Annotated in this window: 13 protein-coding genes; 6 read left to right on the top strand and 7 right to left on the bottom strand. The window is 63.2% G+C overall.

Annotated elements, in window-relative coordinates; all coding sequences use genetic code 11:
* Positions 1-232: 232 nt before the first annotated feature.
* The 6 genes from phnE to C8K63_RS07155 all read right to left on the bottom strand — a co-directional run bounded on the left by phnE (position 233) and on the right by C8K63_RS07155 (position 6,289).
* Positions 233-1,000, bottom strand: a complete 768-nt coding sequence (gene phnE, locus C8K63_RS07180; RefSeq protein WP_108216059.1) for a phosphonate ABC transporter, permease protein PhnE — start codon at positions 998-1,000, stop codon at positions 233-235.
* Positions 997-1,824, bottom strand: coding sequence for an ABC transporter permease (locus C8K63_RS07175; RefSeq protein WP_108216058.1), 828 nt, complete (start codon positions 1,822-1,824; stop codon positions 997-999). Before C8K63_RS07175 ends, phnE begins: the two co-directional genes overlap by 4 nt.
* Positions 1,818-2,615: a phosphonate ABC transporter ATP-binding protein gene (locus C8K63_RS07170; protein WP_108216057.1), complete on the bottom strand. Its 798-nt coding sequence runs from the start codon at positions 2,613-2,615 to the stop codon at positions 1,818-1,820. Before C8K63_RS07170 ends, C8K63_RS07175 begins: the two co-directional genes overlap by 7 nt.
* Positions 2,612-3,463 (bottom strand): putative selenate ABC transporter substrate-binding protein, encoded by an 852-nt coding sequence (locus C8K63_RS07165; RefSeq protein WP_108216056.1) that lies wholly within the window; start codon positions 3,461-3,463, stop codon positions 2,612-2,614. Before C8K63_RS07165 ends, C8K63_RS07170 begins: the two co-directional genes overlap by 4 nt.
* Positions 3,464-3,737: 274 nt before the next feature.
* A complete protein-coding gene (locus tag C8K63_RS07160) occupies positions 3,738-4,916 on the bottom strand; it encodes a PLP-dependent aspartate aminotransferase family protein (protein WP_108216055.1) in 1,179 nt (392 codons plus the stop codon).
* Positions 4,913-6,289, bottom strand: coding sequence for a pyridoxal-phosphate dependent enzyme (locus C8K63_RS07155; protein ID WP_108216054.1), 1,377 nt, complete (start codon positions 6,287-6,289; stop codon positions 4,913-4,915). Before C8K63_RS07155 ends, C8K63_RS07160 begins: the two co-directional genes overlap by 4 nt.
* 274 nt (positions 6,290-6,563) lie before the next feature.
* On the opposite strand from C8K63_RS07155, the gene C8K63_RS07150 reads away from it, so the two are divergent.
* From C8K63_RS07150 to C8K63_RS07125, 6 genes are all read left to right on the top strand, one after another.
* Positions 6,564-7,925, top strand: a complete 1,362-nt coding sequence (locus C8K63_RS07150; protein WP_177413327.1) for an NAD(P)/FAD-dependent oxidoreductase — start codon at positions 6,564-6,566, stop codon at positions 7,923-7,925.
* On the top strand, positions 7,925-8,335 hold the full coding sequence (locus C8K63_RS07145) for a RidA family protein (RefSeq protein ID WP_003201555.1): 411 nt from the start codon (positions 7,925-7,927) through the stop codon (positions 8,333-8,335). Before C8K63_RS07150 ends, C8K63_RS07145 begins: the two co-directional genes overlap by 1 nt.
* Positions 8,336-8,345: 10 nt before the next feature.
* The gene (locus C8K63_RS07140) at positions 8,346-9,020 is read left to right on the top strand and encodes a DUF1028 domain-containing protein (protein WP_108216053.1); all 675 of its coding nucleotides are present in this window, start codon (positions 8,346-8,348) and stop codon (positions 9,018-9,020) included.
* Positions 9,013-10,182: an acetylornithine deacetylase gene (argE, locus tag C8K63_RS07135; RefSeq protein ID WP_108216052.1), complete on the top strand. Its 1,170-nt coding sequence runs from the start codon at positions 9,013-9,015 to the stop codon at positions 10,180-10,182. Before C8K63_RS07140 ends, argE begins: the two co-directional genes overlap by 8 nt.
* 35 nt (positions 10,183-10,217) lie before the next feature.
* Positions 10,218-11,258, top strand: coding sequence for an ABC transporter substrate-binding protein (locus C8K63_RS07130; RefSeq protein WP_108216051.1), 1,041 nt, complete (start codon positions 10,218-10,220; stop codon positions 11,256-11,258).
* Between the two features lie 242 nt (positions 11,259-11,500).
* Positions 11,501-12,541 (top strand): GGDEF domain-containing protein, encoded by a 1,041-nt coding sequence (locus C8K63_RS07125; RefSeq protein ID WP_108216050.1) that lies wholly within the window; start codon positions 11,501-11,503, stop codon positions 12,539-12,541.
* A 132-nt stretch (positions 12,542-12,673) separates the two neighbouring features.
* Here the strand turns inward: C8K63_RS07125 and C8K63_RS07120 are convergent, their stop codons facing one another.
* Entirely contained in the window at positions 12,674-13,633 is a 960-nt protein-coding gene (locus tag C8K63_RS07120; protein WP_108216049.1) for an HlyD family secretion protein, read from the bottom strand.
* Positions 13,634-13,635 lie beyond the last annotated feature (2 nt).

Raw genomic sequence — 13,635 nt, 5'->3', positions numbered from 1 at the left:
TCGATAACTGTCCCATCATGCTGCGTGCTTCCCTGCTGGCCAATGCAGATATTTTGCCGCAGGCCAGATAGGGGAGCTACTTTTTCAACAGAATCGGCCGGTTACTGCCAGTTCCCACCGGCAGCTTGGGTCGTTTTCTACCGGTCATACCCATAAAACGCGGTAGTCAAATCCATACAAATGCTTGCTAAGCTCGAATGCAATCAGCTGAGCAAATCCATGCAATTCCCCATCACGCCTTAACCCACCGCTGCCGACTCCAACTACTCAACCCATCAACAGCAAACACCAGCACCAACATCGCCAAAATCACCGTACTAGCCTGGGCCTCCTGGAACAGGCTGAGGCTGACATAGAGCATCTGCCCCAAACCGCCGGCACCGACAAAACCGAGCACGCTGGCCATGCGGATGTTGTTTTCCCAGCGGTACAGGATGTACGCCAACAGCTGTGGAAACAGGTTGGGCAGGGTGCCGTAGCAGAAGGCCCAGACGACGTTGCCGCCCTGCAAACGGATGGCTTCGGCCGGTTGCGGCGGGGTGTTTTCCAGTGCTTCGGCGAAGAGTCGACCCAGCACCCCGGCGGTGTGCATGGCCAGTGCCAAGGTCCCGGCGTTCGGGCCGAGACCCGCCGCCAGCACCATCAAAGCGGCCCACACCAGTTCGGGAATGGCGCGCAGGCCATTGAGCACAAGGCGCGACGCGCTCTGCAACGGCCAACCGAAACGCCCGGCCGCAGGCAGCGCCAGCACCAGGCCGAAGACCGCCGCGAGCAGGGTGCCCAGGGCCGACATGGCCAGGGTTTCCACGGCGCCGCGGCCGATGGCTTGCAGATGGCCGGCGCTCAGGTCCGGGCTGAGAAAACGCAGCACGTAGGCGCCCATCTGCGCAAGGTTACCGCTGCCCGTCAGTTCGCCGAGATCGATGCCCAGATAGCTGAACGAGACGACGACTGCCGCAACGATGCACAGGATCAGCAGCAGGTTGATCAGGCGATTCATGCGAACCTCCAGCGCAACAGGCGGCTGATCTGATCGGCGAACAGCACCAGGACGAAAAAGGTCAGCAACATGCTCGCCACTTCACCGCCGGCGAACATGCGCAACGACAAGTCGATCTGCTGGCCCAGCCCGCCAGCGCCGACGAAGCCCATCACCACGGACGCGCGGATCGCGCATTCCCAGCGGTACACCGTGTACGACAGCAACTCCGCCCCGACATTGGGCAGGGTGCCGTAGCAGAATGCCGCCAATCGGCTGCTGCCGGCTTGCAACAGCGCATGGGCCGGACGCTGGTCGACCGACTCGAAAATCTCCGCGTAGACCTTGCCCAGCATGCCGCTATAGGTGATGGCAATCGCCAGCACCCCGGCCGTGGGGCCAAGGCCGACGGCGCGTACGAACAGCAAGGCCCAGACGATTTCCGGCACGCTGCGCAGGAAGATCAGCAACCCGCGCACCGGCCAGCGCAACAGCCGGCCCAGGGCGCTCGGGCGACCGCTGCGCGAAGCCGCCGACAATGACAGTGCGCGGCTGGCCAACAGGCTGGCGGGCACGGCCAACAGCAACGCCAAAGCCATGCCGGCGGTGGCGATGGCCAGTGTCTGCAGGGTGGCTTGCCACAGCAGCTGGAGGAACTCTTCGCCATGGGCCGGTGGCCAGAAGGCTGAGACAAACCGGCCCATCTCACTCTGGCTGTCGGCCTTGAGCAGCACACCCAGGTCCAGCTCGCTGAAATGGATACCGGGCCACAGCAGGGCAAGCGCCAACAGACTGAGCAACAGACGTGGCAGGGTGGCCGGGTCTCGTGTATCGCGCGTCAGCATCGGGGAATCTGCAGGCTCAAGGGCGCCACCGGAACGGGCGGCGACAGCAGTTGCTCGTTGGCGTAGAGCTTGTCGAGCAAATCGTGGTCGACGTCGCTGGCGGGAAGGTCGAACAGGACCTGCCCTTCACGCAAACCGATGATGCGTGAAAAGTGCGTCAGGGCCAGCTCCACCGCATGCAGGCTGGCGACCAGCGTCACGTTGCGTTCCCGGGCGTGGCGGCAGAGGATCGACAGGGTGTGCCCGGCCAGCACCGGGTCCATCGCCGACACCGGCTCATCGGCCAACAGCACTTCGGGCGCCTGGTACAGCACGCGGGCAATGCCCACGCGCTGCAACTGGCCGCCGGACAGTTGCTGGCACTGGGCGAACAGCTTGTCGCCCAGGTCCAGCTTGAGCAGTGCCGCCCGCGCACCCGGAACATCCACCGGATGCAACAGGCTCAGCAGGCTTTTGGTAAAGCTCCATTGTCCCAGCTTTCCGGCCAGCACCGCCGTGACCACCCGCTGTCGCGCAGGCAGTGGCGGCGCCTGATGCACCAGGCCGATGCGTGCACGCAGCCGTTGGCGCTGTCGGGCGCCGAGCTGCCAGGCTTGCTCGCCGAGCACCTCGACCGTGCCGCTGCCGGGGCGCAGGGCGGTAGCCAACAGGTTGAGCAGGCTCGACTTGCCGGCGCCGGACGGACCGATGATCGCGACCTGCTCACCGGCAGCGATGTGCAGGTCGACCTCATGCAGCGCACGCACGCCATTGCCGTGGGTGAGGCTGACCCGGTTCAGATGCAGTGTCATTTCAGCAGGTCGGCAGCGCGCGCGGCTTCCTCGATGCCCTTGTAGTTCTCAGGCTGGGTCTCGATGAAGCGGCTGGCGGCTTGCAGGTCCAGAATCGCTTTTTGCTCCGGGTTGGCCGGGTCGAGCGCGAGGAAGGCTACCTTGATTTTGTTGGCCAGGGCCGGGTCGAGGGTGCCGCGCACGGTCCAGTTGTAGTCGAAGTAGGCCGGCGTGGTGGCGAAGACCTTGACCTTGTCGGTGTCGACCTTGCCGGCCGCGACCAGTTTTGCCCAGACGCTGGCATTGAGTACGCCGGCATCCACTTTGCCAGCCTGAACCCAGGCGACGGTGGCGTCATGGGCGCCGGAGTAGCCGACACGGCTGAAGTAAGTTTCCGGCTTGATGCCGTCCTGCAGCATGAAATAGCGCGGCATCAAACTGCCCGACGTCGACGAGACCGAGCCGAAGGCGAACGACTTGCCCTTGAGGTCGGCCAGCGACTTGACGGCCGGGTCGGCGCTGATGAATTTGCTGGTGAACTGGGCATCCTGCTCACGCTGTACCAATGGAATGGCATTGCCGGTTTTCAGCCGCGCCTGCACGAAGGTGAAACCGCCCAGCCACGCCATGTCGATACGGTCGGTGGCCAGCGCCTCGACCACCGCCGGGTAGTCGGACACCGGTACGAACTCGACTTTCATGCCCAGTTGCTTCTCCAGATACTCGCCCAGGGGCTTGAACTTGCGCTGCAGTTCGGTGGGTGCTTCGTCGGGAATGGCGCTGACCTTGAGGGTCTCGACGGCCTGTGCCAGCAGGGTGGAAAGAGACAAGGTCAGGCCAATGGCCACTGCCAGGGTACGTTTGAGCATGGAAGTTCTCCGGTTCAATAGCGGAAAAATGTCGATGCGCCCCGCACAAGCTGATTGCTGCACGACGCTTCGTGAGGGTAGACGAAAACGCCGCGATTATAGGGACTCCTGTTTGCTTGACCAGCCTTGCAACAAGACTTAGGGCCAAAAAGACCTGTGGGAGCGGGCTTGCTCGCGATAGCGGAGTATCAGTCAGCATAGTATCGACTGATCCACCGCTATCGCGAGCAGGCTCGCTCCCACAGGTTTTTCGGTGTCCCACAACTCAGGTGACTTACATCCGCGCCAACGCCTGCGCCAAATCCGCCCGCAAATCCTCCACATCCTCAACCCCCACCGACAACCGCACCAACCCGTCGCCGATCCCCAGCTCTGCGCGGGTATCGGGCGGGATGGTGGCGTGGGTCATGATCGCCGGGTGTTCGATCAGGCTTTCCACGCCGCCCAGGCTCTCGGCCAGGGCGAAGATCTGCACGCTCTCGAGGAAGCGTTTGGTGCCGGCCAGGTCGCTGTTGAGGTCGAGGGCAATCATCCCGCCGAAACCGCGCATTTGCCGTTGGGCCAGTTTGTGCTGCGGGTGCGACGGCAGGCCCGGGTAGTAGACCCGCGAGACTTGCGGTTGGCGCTCCAGCCACTGCGCCAGCTCCAGTGCGTTGCTGCAATGCCGCTCCATGCGCAGGGCCAGGGTTTTCACCCCGCGCAGGGTGAGGAAGGCGTCGAACGGGCCGGCGATGGCGCCGACGGCGTTTTGCAGGAAGCCCAGACGCTCGGCCAGTTCGGCGTTCTGCCCGACCACGGCGATGCCGCCGATCACGTCGGAGTGGCCGTTGAGGTATTTGGTGGTCGAGTGCAGCACGATGTCGAAACCCAGTTCCAGCGGGCGCTGGATCCACGGGCTGGCAAAGGTGTTGTCGGCCACGCAGATGATGCCGCGCGCGCGGCAGGTGCGGGCGATGGCGGCCAGGTCCGTGAGGCGCAGCAGCGGATTGCTCGGGGTCTCGACCATGACCATCCGGGTGTCGTCCTGCAGGGATGCCTCGAACGCCGCCAGGTCGGTCAGGTCGACGAAGCTGAAGCGGTGCCCGGCGCTGCGCTGGCGTACCTTGTCGAACAGGCGGAAGGTGCCGCCGTACAGATCGTTACCCGAGACGATGTGCGAGCCGGCGTCGAGCAGCTCCAGCACCGTGGAAATGCTCGCCAGCCCCGAGGCGAAGGCAAAGGCCCGGGTGCCGCCTTCGAGGTCGGCCACGCAACGCTCCAGCGCCCAGCGCGTCGGGTTGTGCGAACGCCCGTAGTCCAGGCCCTTGTGCACCCCGGGGCTCTGTTGCAGGTAGGTGGAGTTGGCGTAGATCGGCGGCATCAGCGCCCCGGTCGAAGGGTCCGGCGCTTGCCCGGCGTGGATCACCCGGGTGGCGAAGCCCTGTGGCGGGGCGTTTTTGTCCTGTTGACTCATGGCAGGGATCTCCGCAGGTGATTGAGCATGTCGGTTCGGGTAATCAGGCCGTGAAATCCCGAGGCGTCCTGGATGATTGCCACCAGCCCACGGCCCAGCTCTGCCTCCAGTTCCGCCAGAGAGGCGTCGGGGGACAGGGTTTGCAGCTTGTCGGTCATGGCGCTGGATACGGCCTTGCGGAAATGTGCAACGTCTTCGTGCACGCCCAGCAGGATGTCGGACTCGTCGATAACGCCGACCAGTTGCTTGCCGTTCACCAGCACCGGCAGTTGCGAGACATCCGCCAGGCGCATGCGCTGAAACGCCGTCAGTAGCGTGTCATCCGGGCCGACGCTGATCACCCGGCCGTCCTCGAAGCGCCGCGCGATCAGATCGCGCAGGTTGCCGTAGTGCTTGCGTTGCAACAGGCCCTGATCGTTCATCCACTGGTCGTTGTAGACCTTCGACAAATAACGCGTACCGGTGTCGCAGACGAAGCTGACCACCCGTTTCGGCTGGGTCTGTTCGCGGCAGTAACGCAGGGCGGCGGCCAGCAAGGTGCCGGTCGACGAGCCGCCGAGAATGCCTTCGACGCGTAGCAACTGGCGGGCATGGTCGAAGCTTTCTTCGTCGCTGATCGAATAGGCGTGGCGCACGCTGGACAGGTCGGCAATCGACGGAATGAAGTCTTCGCCGATGCCTTCCACCGCCCAGGAACCGGGGGTGGGGAGGGTGCCATTGCGGCTGTATTCGGCCATCACTGAGCCGACCGGGTCGGCCAGAACCATTTCCAGGTCCGGCTGCACGCGTTTGAAGAATCGGGTCAGGCCGGTGAGGGTGCCGGCCGAGCCGACACCGACGACGATGGCGTCCACATCGTGCTGGGTCTGCGCCCAGATCTCCGGCGCGGTGCTGCATTCGTGAGCCAGCGGGTTGGCCGGGTTGTTGAACTGGTCGGCGAAGAACGCATCGGGAATATCCGCGGCCAGCCGCGCGGCGACGTCCTGGTAATACTCGGGATGACCCTTGCCGACATCGGAGCGGGTGATGTGTACCTCGGCGCCCATGGCCTTGAGGTGCAGGACCTTCTCGGTGGACATCTTGTCCGGTACCACCAGCACCACTCGGTAGCCCTTGGCGCGGCCGACCAGGGCCAGGCCCAGCCCGGTGTTGCCGGCGGTGGCTTCGACGATGGTGCCGCCGGGGCGCAGGCGACCATCGCGTTCGGCGACATCGATCATCGCCAGACCGATGCGGTCCTTGATCGAACCGCCGGGGTTCTGGGATTCGAGTTTGAGAAACAGCGTGCACGGGCCGGTATCGAAACGGCTGACGCGCACCAGCGGGGTATTGCCAATCAGTTCGAGCACGGCAGGACGGGAATTGTCGGGCATGTCATCACTCCTTGCGTAAATCCGCACTGGATGGACAGCAATCCGCGCCGGGTCTTCGCGTCGGTCGCGGGCAATGCATCGCTTGGACCATAGGCCGGGATTGGGTCGGCCGCAACCTTGCACAGCCAACCGGTCGCCTCGACGCTTTTTCCTCGCCAGCGACCACAAAAAACATAATTTCGCTATTTCCCGGCTCCGAACAGAATGCGGCCAACACCCTGACACCGATAGCCGTAGCAGAAGAACAACAGTGATCAGTATCGAGGCGGCAGCCATGACCGACCTGAATCAAACCACCTTTCAGAAGTGCACAGCCATGACAGTTGACAAGACCGAAATTGATACGCTTGTAGTTGGCGCCGGCCAGGCCGGCGTGGCCATGAGTGAACACTTGAGCAAGCTCGGTGTGCCTCACCTCGTGCTGGAGCGCAATCGTATCGCCGAAGCCTGGCGCACCGGCCGCTGGGATTCGCTGGTGGCCAACGGTCCGGCCTGGCACGACCGTTTTCCGGGTCTGGAATTCGACGGTCTGGATCCGGATGCTTTCGCTGGAAAAGAGCAGGTGGCCGAGTACTTCGAAGCCTACGCCCGCAAGTTCAACGCGCCGATCCGCACCGGCGTTGAAGTCAAGAAAGTCGAACGCAACGCTGATCGTCCAGGCTTCACTGTTGAAACTTCGGATGGGGTGCTCGAGGCCCGCCACGTGGTGGTCGCCACCGGCCCGTTTCAGCGCCCGGCAATCCCGCCGATTGCTCCGCAAATCGCCGGCATCACCCAGATTCACTCCGCCCAATACTTCAACCCGCAGCAACTGGCCGAAGGCGCCGTGCTGGTGGTAGGCGCCGGTTCTTCGGGGGTGCAGATCGCCGATGAGCTGCAACGCTGCGGCAAACAGGTCTACCTGTCGGTCGGCGCCCACGACCGTCCGCCGCGTGCCTATCGCAACCGTGATTTCTGCTGGTGGCTGGGGGTGCTCGGCGAGTGGGATGCCGAAGCCATGCAGCCGGGCAAGGAGCACGTGACCATCGCCGTGAGCGGTGCCCGTGGCGGCCACACCGTGGACTTCCGCCGCCTGGCTCACCAGGGAATGACCCTGGTCGGCCTGACCCAGTCGTTCAACGACGCTGTGGTGAGTTTCGAAGACAACCTCGCCGACAACATCCGGCGTGGCGATGAAAACTACCTGGCGCTGCTCGACAAGGCCGACGCCTACATCGAACGCAACGGCCTCGACCTGCCGCTGGAACCCGAAGCCCGAACCATGCTGGCGGACCCGGATTGCGTGACGAATCCAATCCTGGAGCTGGACCTGCTCCAGGCCGGCGTCACTACGATCATCTGGGCCACCGGTTACTCCACCGATTACAGCTGGCTGAAGGTCGATGCCTTCAAGGAAAACGGCAAACCCCGGCATCAGCGCGGCGTGTCGGCCGAGCCGGGGGTGTATTTCGTCGGATTGCCGTGGCAGTCCCGTCGTGGCTCCGCCTTCATCTGGGGCGTTTGGCACGACGCCAAGCACATCGCCGATCACATCGTTAAACAGCACACCTATCTCAACTATCGGGATGCGACCCAGCGTCAAGCCGACGCCGCCCGTGCACCTCTTCAGAAAGCCAGCCTCATGGGAGTTCGTTAATGCCTACTCATACCCGCATCCGCATGTTCAACACCAAGGACACCTACCCGAACCAGACGCTGGACAACGATCTGTGCCAGGCCGTGCGCGCCGGCAACACCGTGTATGTGCGTGGTCAGGTCGGCACCGATTTCAACGGTCAACTGGTGGGCCTCGGTGATCCGCGCGCCCAGGCCGAGCAGGCCATGCGCAACGTCAAGCAACTGCTGGAGGAGGCGGGCAGCGACCTGAGCCATATCGTCAAGACCACCACCTACCTGATCGACCCGCGCTACCGCGAACCGGTGTACCAGGAAGTCGGCAAGTGGCTCAAGGGCGTGTTCCCGATTTCCACTGGCCTGGTGGTCAGCGCCCTCGGCCAGCCGCAGTGGCTGATGGAAATCGATGTGATCGCTGTCATCCCTGAATAAGGAATTCGCCATGACTTTTTCCATCGTGGGTCGCTGTGCCGAGACCGGTCAGTTGGGCATTGCCATCAGCTCTTCGAGCATTGCCGTCGGCGCGCGCTGCCCCTGGCTGCGGGCCGGTGTCGGCGCGGTGTCGAGCCAGAACATCACGCTGCCGGCCCTCGGCCCGCAGATCCTCGATGAACTGGCGGGCGGCTCGGCGCCACCCCAGGCGCTGGACCATTCATTGACCCGCAACGGCTACAGCCAATACCGCCAGGTGGCGGTGGTCGATGCCCACGGGCGCACGGCGGTGTTCAGCGGCAACCATGCGTTGGGCATCAACAACGCTGTGGCCGGTGAGCAATGTGTGGCGGCCGGCAACCTGTTGGCCAACAGTGGGGTGATCGAGGTGATGGTTGCGGCGTTCGAAAACAGCGAAGGCTGCCTCGCCACCCGGCTGATGAACGCCTTGCAGGCCGGGCAGGATGCTGGTGGCGAAGCCGGCGCGGTGCACTCGGCGGCGTTGTCGGTGGTGGGAGAGCTGACCTGGCCGATTGTCGACCTGCGGGTGGATTGGGCCGATGAAAACCCGATTGGCGAGCTGGGCAAACTGTGGATTGCCTACGAGCCGCAATTGCAGGACTACCTGACCCGCGCCCTCAATCCGACCCTGGCCCCCGCGTATGGAGTGCCCGGCGATGAGTGAGTTGCGCAGCCGCGCCATGCTCGCGCGACTGATCGGGTTCGCCACGGTCAGCCGCGATTCGAACCTTGCGCTGATCGAGTTCGTGCGCGACTACCTGCACGAACTGGGCGTGGATTGCGAACTGATCTACAACGCCGAGCGGACCAAGGCCAATCTGCTGGCCACGGTCGGCCCGCGTGTGGCCGGCGGCATCGTGCTGTCCGGTCACACCGACGTGGTGCCGGTGGACGGCCAGGCCTGGACGGTCGAGCCGTTCTGCCTGAGCGAAGCGGACGGCAAGCTTTACGGCCGCGGCACGGCTGACATGAAAGGCTATCTGGCTTCGGTGCTGGCCGCCTTGCCGATGTTTCTCGCCAGCCCTTTGAAGTGCCCGGTGCACCTGGCGTTTTCCTATGACGAAGAGGTCGGTTGCCTCGGCGTGCGCGGGTTGCTGGAAGTGTTGCCCCAACGCATCCCGGCACCGGCGTTGTGTCTGATCGGCGAGCCGACCGAGCTCAAGCCGGTGCTCGGCCACAAGGGCAAACTGGCGATGCGCTGTCATGTGCGCGGCGCCGCCTGTCATTCGGCCTACGCACCGTATGGGGTCAATGCCATCGAGCAGGCCGCGCGCCTGATCGGTCGGCTGGGCGACATCGGCGCCACTCTGGCCCGGCCGCCATTGCACGACAAACGCTTCGATCCGGCGTTCACGACTGTGCAGGTCGGAGTGATCCAGGGCGGTACGGCGCTGAACATCGTGCCAGCGGACTGCCGTTTCGATTTCGAGATCCGCGCCTTGCCGGACTTCGCCCCGCAAGTGGTCGTCGATGAGCTGCAAGACTACGCCGAGCAGACGTTGCTGCCGGCCATGCAGGCCGTGGACACCGATACCGGCATCCGCTTTGAAAAAATCTCGGCCTATCCGGGCCTTGCGACACCCACCGACAGCGCGGCGGCCCGGCTGATTGCCCGGCTATGCGGCAATGACGAGTTCAGCACCGTGGCCTTTGGCACCGAAGGCGGGCTGTTCGATCAGGCCGGCATTCCTTCGGTGGTCTGCGGTCCCGGCAGCATGGACCAGGGACACAAGCCCGATGAATTTGTCAGCGTCGAACAGATGGCAGCCTGCGACCGCCTGATGGATCGCCTGGCGGCGTACTTGAGTGAATCCGAACACCCATGACAACAAAGGGTCGACAAGGCCCGAGGAAGCGATCCATGTCCAGATCCTTGCGTTGCAGTGTTCCGTTTGCCCTGGCGGTGTTGAGTGCCAGTGTGTGGGCGGCCCCCCAGGACCTCACCGTGATCTCCTTCGGTGGTGCTACCAAACAGGCTCAGGATAAAGCCTATTTCCAGCCCTTTAATGCCAGCGGCGCGGGCAACATCATCGCCGGTGAGTACAACGGCGAGCTGTCGAAGATCAAGGCCATGGTCTCCGCCGGCCACACTAGTTGGGATGTGGTGGAAGTCGAAAGCCCCGAGCTGTTGCGCGGCTGCGAGGAGGGCCTGTTCGAGAAGCTCGATGCGGGACGCTTCGGTGAATCGGCGAACTTCGTGCCCGGTGCACTGACCGAATGCGGGGTGGCCACATACGTCTGGTCGATGGTCATGGCCTACGACCAGAGCAAGCAGGCCAAGGCGCCGCAATCCTGGGCGGACTTCTGGAATGTCGCCGACTTCCCGGGCAAGCGCGGCCTGCGCAAGAGCGCCAAGTACACCCTGGAAATCGCCTTGCTGGCCGACGGCGTCAAGGCGGACGACGTGTACAAGGTCTTGAACACCCCGCAAGGCGTGACGCGGGCCTTTGCCAAACTCGACCAGATCAAGCCGAACATCCAGTGGTGGGAGGCGGGCGCCCAACCGGCGCAATGGCTGGTGGCCGGCGACGTGGTGATGAGCGCCGCCTACAACGGGCGGATTGCCTCGGCGCAAAAGGAAGGCATGAAACTGAGCATCGTCTGGCCGCAGAGCCTGTACGACCCGGAATACTGGGCGGTGGTCAAAGGCACGCCGAACAAGGCGCTGGCGGAAAACTTCATCGCGTTTGCCAGCCAGCCGCAGACGCAAAAAGTCTTCTCGGAAACCATCCCCTACGGGCCGGTGCATCGCCAGACCCTGCCATTGCTGCCCAAGGACGTGCAGGAGCAATTGCCGACCGCCGCGGCCAACCTGGCCGGCGCCCGGGCCGTGGACGCGGAGTTCTGGGTCGACCATGGCGAAGAGCTTGAACAGCGCTTCAATGCCTGGGCTGCGCGCTGATACAGGCACCGCATAACCCCTGTAGGAGCGAGCCTGCTCGCGATGAGGCCATCAGCTTCAACATCTTAGTTGACTGATCCACCGCCATCGCGAGCAGGCTCGCTCCTACAGAAAAGCTGGGTGCAATACCTCGGGCGTACCGGGTTGAAATGATTGTGTAATTCGGGATGGTCGTTTGTCGGGCGTATGGTTATGCTCGGCGAGTTTGCCAATCGCCAAATAAAAACAACCACAGTGAAACCATGAGCCAATCCGACACGCGTGCGACTGTTCTAGCGCTGTATCCAGAAGACTCCCGCGAGGCGGCGGCGTTGCTCAAGCAGGCAGTGCCGCTGATGGTTCGTCACAACATTGCGCCCAACCCGGTGCACTACGCGCTCTGGTACACCTACAGCAAAGGCCAGGAGCCGGAACTCAATCGGCACCTGGACCGGGTGGTCAACGACTTCGACTATTTCCCGCCGGAGTCGGCCGCCAAACTGTTTCGCGAGTACATCATCCGCGATGAACTGGCGGACGCCCGTTCCGGGCAACAGGAAGCGATCAACCTGGTCGACGATATGGAGCGCGATGTTTCGCGCAGCGTGAAGGGCAATCGGAATTTCCAGGCCAACCTCGACCAATACCTGCAAATGCTTGAAGAGCCCGCCAGCGAGCACTTGCCGAGCATCCTGATCCAGCTGCAGCAAAGCACCCAACTGATGCAGAGTCAGCAGGAACACTTCCTCTCCCGGTTGCAATCGGCGCAACACGAGATCAAAAGCCTGCGGGACAAACTGGAGCGCGCCCAACTGGCCGCGACCCTCGATGGCCTGACCGAATTGCTCAACCGTACCACCTTCAACCGCAAGCTCGAGCAGGCGATGAACAACGCAGTGACCGGTGTGGCACTGGTGATGCTGGACATCGACCACTTTAAACACTTCAACGACCAGTACGGCCATCCCTTGGGCGACCGCGTGCTTCAGCATGTCGCCCGGGTGTTGCGAGACTCGCTGCCGGCCGAGGCCATTGCCGCGCGTTACGGTGGTGAAGAGTTCTGTGTCGTGCTCAAGAATTGCCCGGATCTGGCCGCCGCCGGTGCCTTTGCCGAGCGCCTGCGCCTGAAAATCCAGGCGCTGCGGGTCAAGGCCCGGGGCACCGACACGGTGCTGGACACCATCACCGCGTCGTTCGGCGTGGCTCATGCTCAACCCGGTGACACGCCGGAAACCCTGCTGACCCGTGCCGACGATGCGCTGTACCAGGCCAAGCGCAACGGGCGTAATCAGGTACGTCAGTAGCCTGACGTAGCGGTGGGTGCGACTTGGCCGAGAGTGAATGCACCTTGCGCATCTGACAACGTTCCCAGGCCGGTTCGCTGAACCGGCAACTGACCCCATTCAAGGATTGAGTCAGTTGCCGTCGCTACCCGATCAGTGGAACGGGAAGATGTAGTTCATCCAGGCGGCCATGCGCAGAAGGATCTTGCGCATCATCGCGATGTGATGGAAATGCTGGCTGTACAACGCCGCCTGGCCATAGGCCCCGCCGGGCATCTGGTCGGCGTACTGGGCATAGTCGGGATCGGTGATTTCAATGACCACCGGGACCCGGCCGGCCGGTGGTGAACCGGTGAAGCCGAGCAGCGTGCCCGAAGGTTGGACCTGGCCTTCGGCGATGACCGAAATCACGGTTTTGACCTTGCCTTCGAAAACCTTCCCGGGAATGCCATCAAAGGCGACTTCGGCCTCGTCGCCCTCGCTCAGGCGCAACAGGCTGTTCTGGCGCATCCACGCCGCGAAGTAATGCCCTTCGGCGGGAATGAAGACCATCGAGGGGCGCAGCGGCAACTTGGTCGCCATCATGCCCGGACGCAACGAAACATGGGTGACGAAGCCTTTGCTCGGCGCGCGGACGGTGGTGTTGTCGAGTTCGTACTGCACGTTGTCCAGTTGTGCCTTCAGGTCATCACTGCGCGCGACCACAATGTCCAGTTCCCGTTGGGTGCCGAAATTACGCTTGATCAGCTCGGTGATCCGGGCGCGATCGGCCTGGGCGGCAATCAGTTGTGCCTTGAGGGATTTCATCCGGTATTCGAACGGCGTTGGATCGATGCGAAACAGCACATCGCCTTTTTCCAGGGGCTGGTTGGCCTGCACCGGCACGTCGATCACCTGGCCACTGACCACGGGTATCACCGGAACCGATACGAAATAGGAACGCGCCACCTCGGAATAGGGGTGGTTGTAGTTCATCGTGAAAATCAGTGCGCCGATGATCACGATCCCGCCCAGTACGGCTGTGGGCACCGTCCATTTGTTCAGGGGAATGCGGAAGATCTTGAAGATGGCAACGCAGAGTGCGGCATACGTCAGAATGAGTAAAAGATCCATGG

It is taken from the genome of Pseudomonas sp. GV085, from assembly GCF_003050925.1.
In the GTDB taxonomy this organism is placed as follows: Bacteria; Pseudomonadota; Gammaproteobacteria; order Pseudomonadales; family Pseudomonadaceae; genus Aquipseudomonas.
The sequence above is the reverse complement of the archived record's forward strand: the minus strand, read 5'-3'. Positions and strand labels throughout refer to the sequence as shown.

Coding starts and splice junctions, on each gene's coding strand:
- phnE (WP_108216059.1), bottom strand. CDS start 1,000: ATGAATCGCCTGATCAACCTGCTGCTGATCCTGTGCATCGTTGCGGCA.
- C8K63_RS07175 (WP_108216058.1), bottom strand. CDS start 1,824: ATGCTGACGCGCGATACACGAGACCCGGCCACCCTGCCACGTCTGTTG.
- C8K63_RS07170 (WP_108216057.1), bottom strand. CDS start 2,615: ATGACACTGCATCTGAACCGGGTCAGCCTCACCCACGGCAATGGCGTG.
- C8K63_RS07165 (WP_108216056.1), bottom strand. CDS start 3,463: ATGCTCAAACGTACCCTGGCAGTGGCCATTGGCCTGACCTTGTCTCTT.
- C8K63_RS07160 (WP_108216055.1), bottom strand. CDS start 4,916: ATGAGTCAACAGGACAAAAACGCCCCGCCACAGGGCTTCGCCACCCGG.
- C8K63_RS07155 (WP_108216054.1), bottom strand. CDS start 6,289: ATGCCCGACAATTCCCGTCCTGCCGTGCTCGAACTGATTGGCAATACC.
- C8K63_RS07150 (WP_177413327.1), top strand. CDS start 6,564: ATGACCGACCTGAATCAAACCACCTTTCAGAAGTGCACAGCCATGACA.
- C8K63_RS07145 (WP_003201555.1), top strand. CDS start 7,925: ATGCCTACTCATACCCGCATCCGCATGTTCAACACCAAGGACACCTAC.
- C8K63_RS07140 (WP_108216053.1), top strand. CDS start 8,346: ATGACTTTTTCCATCGTGGGTCGCTGTGCCGAGACCGGTCAGTTGGGC.
- argE (WP_108216052.1), top strand. CDS start 9,013: ATGAGTGAGTTGCGCAGCCGCGCCATGCTCGCGCGACTGATCGGGTTC.
- C8K63_RS07130 (WP_108216051.1), top strand. CDS start 10,218: ATGTCCAGATCCTTGCGTTGCAGTGTTCCGTTTGCCCTGGCGGTGTTG.
- C8K63_RS07125 (WP_108216050.1), top strand. CDS start 11,501: ATGAGCCAATCCGACACGCGTGCGACTGTTCTAGCGCTGTATCCAGAA.
- C8K63_RS07120 (WP_108216049.1), bottom strand. CDS start 13,633: ATGGATCTTTTACTCATTCTGACGTATGCCGCACTCTGCGTTGCCATC.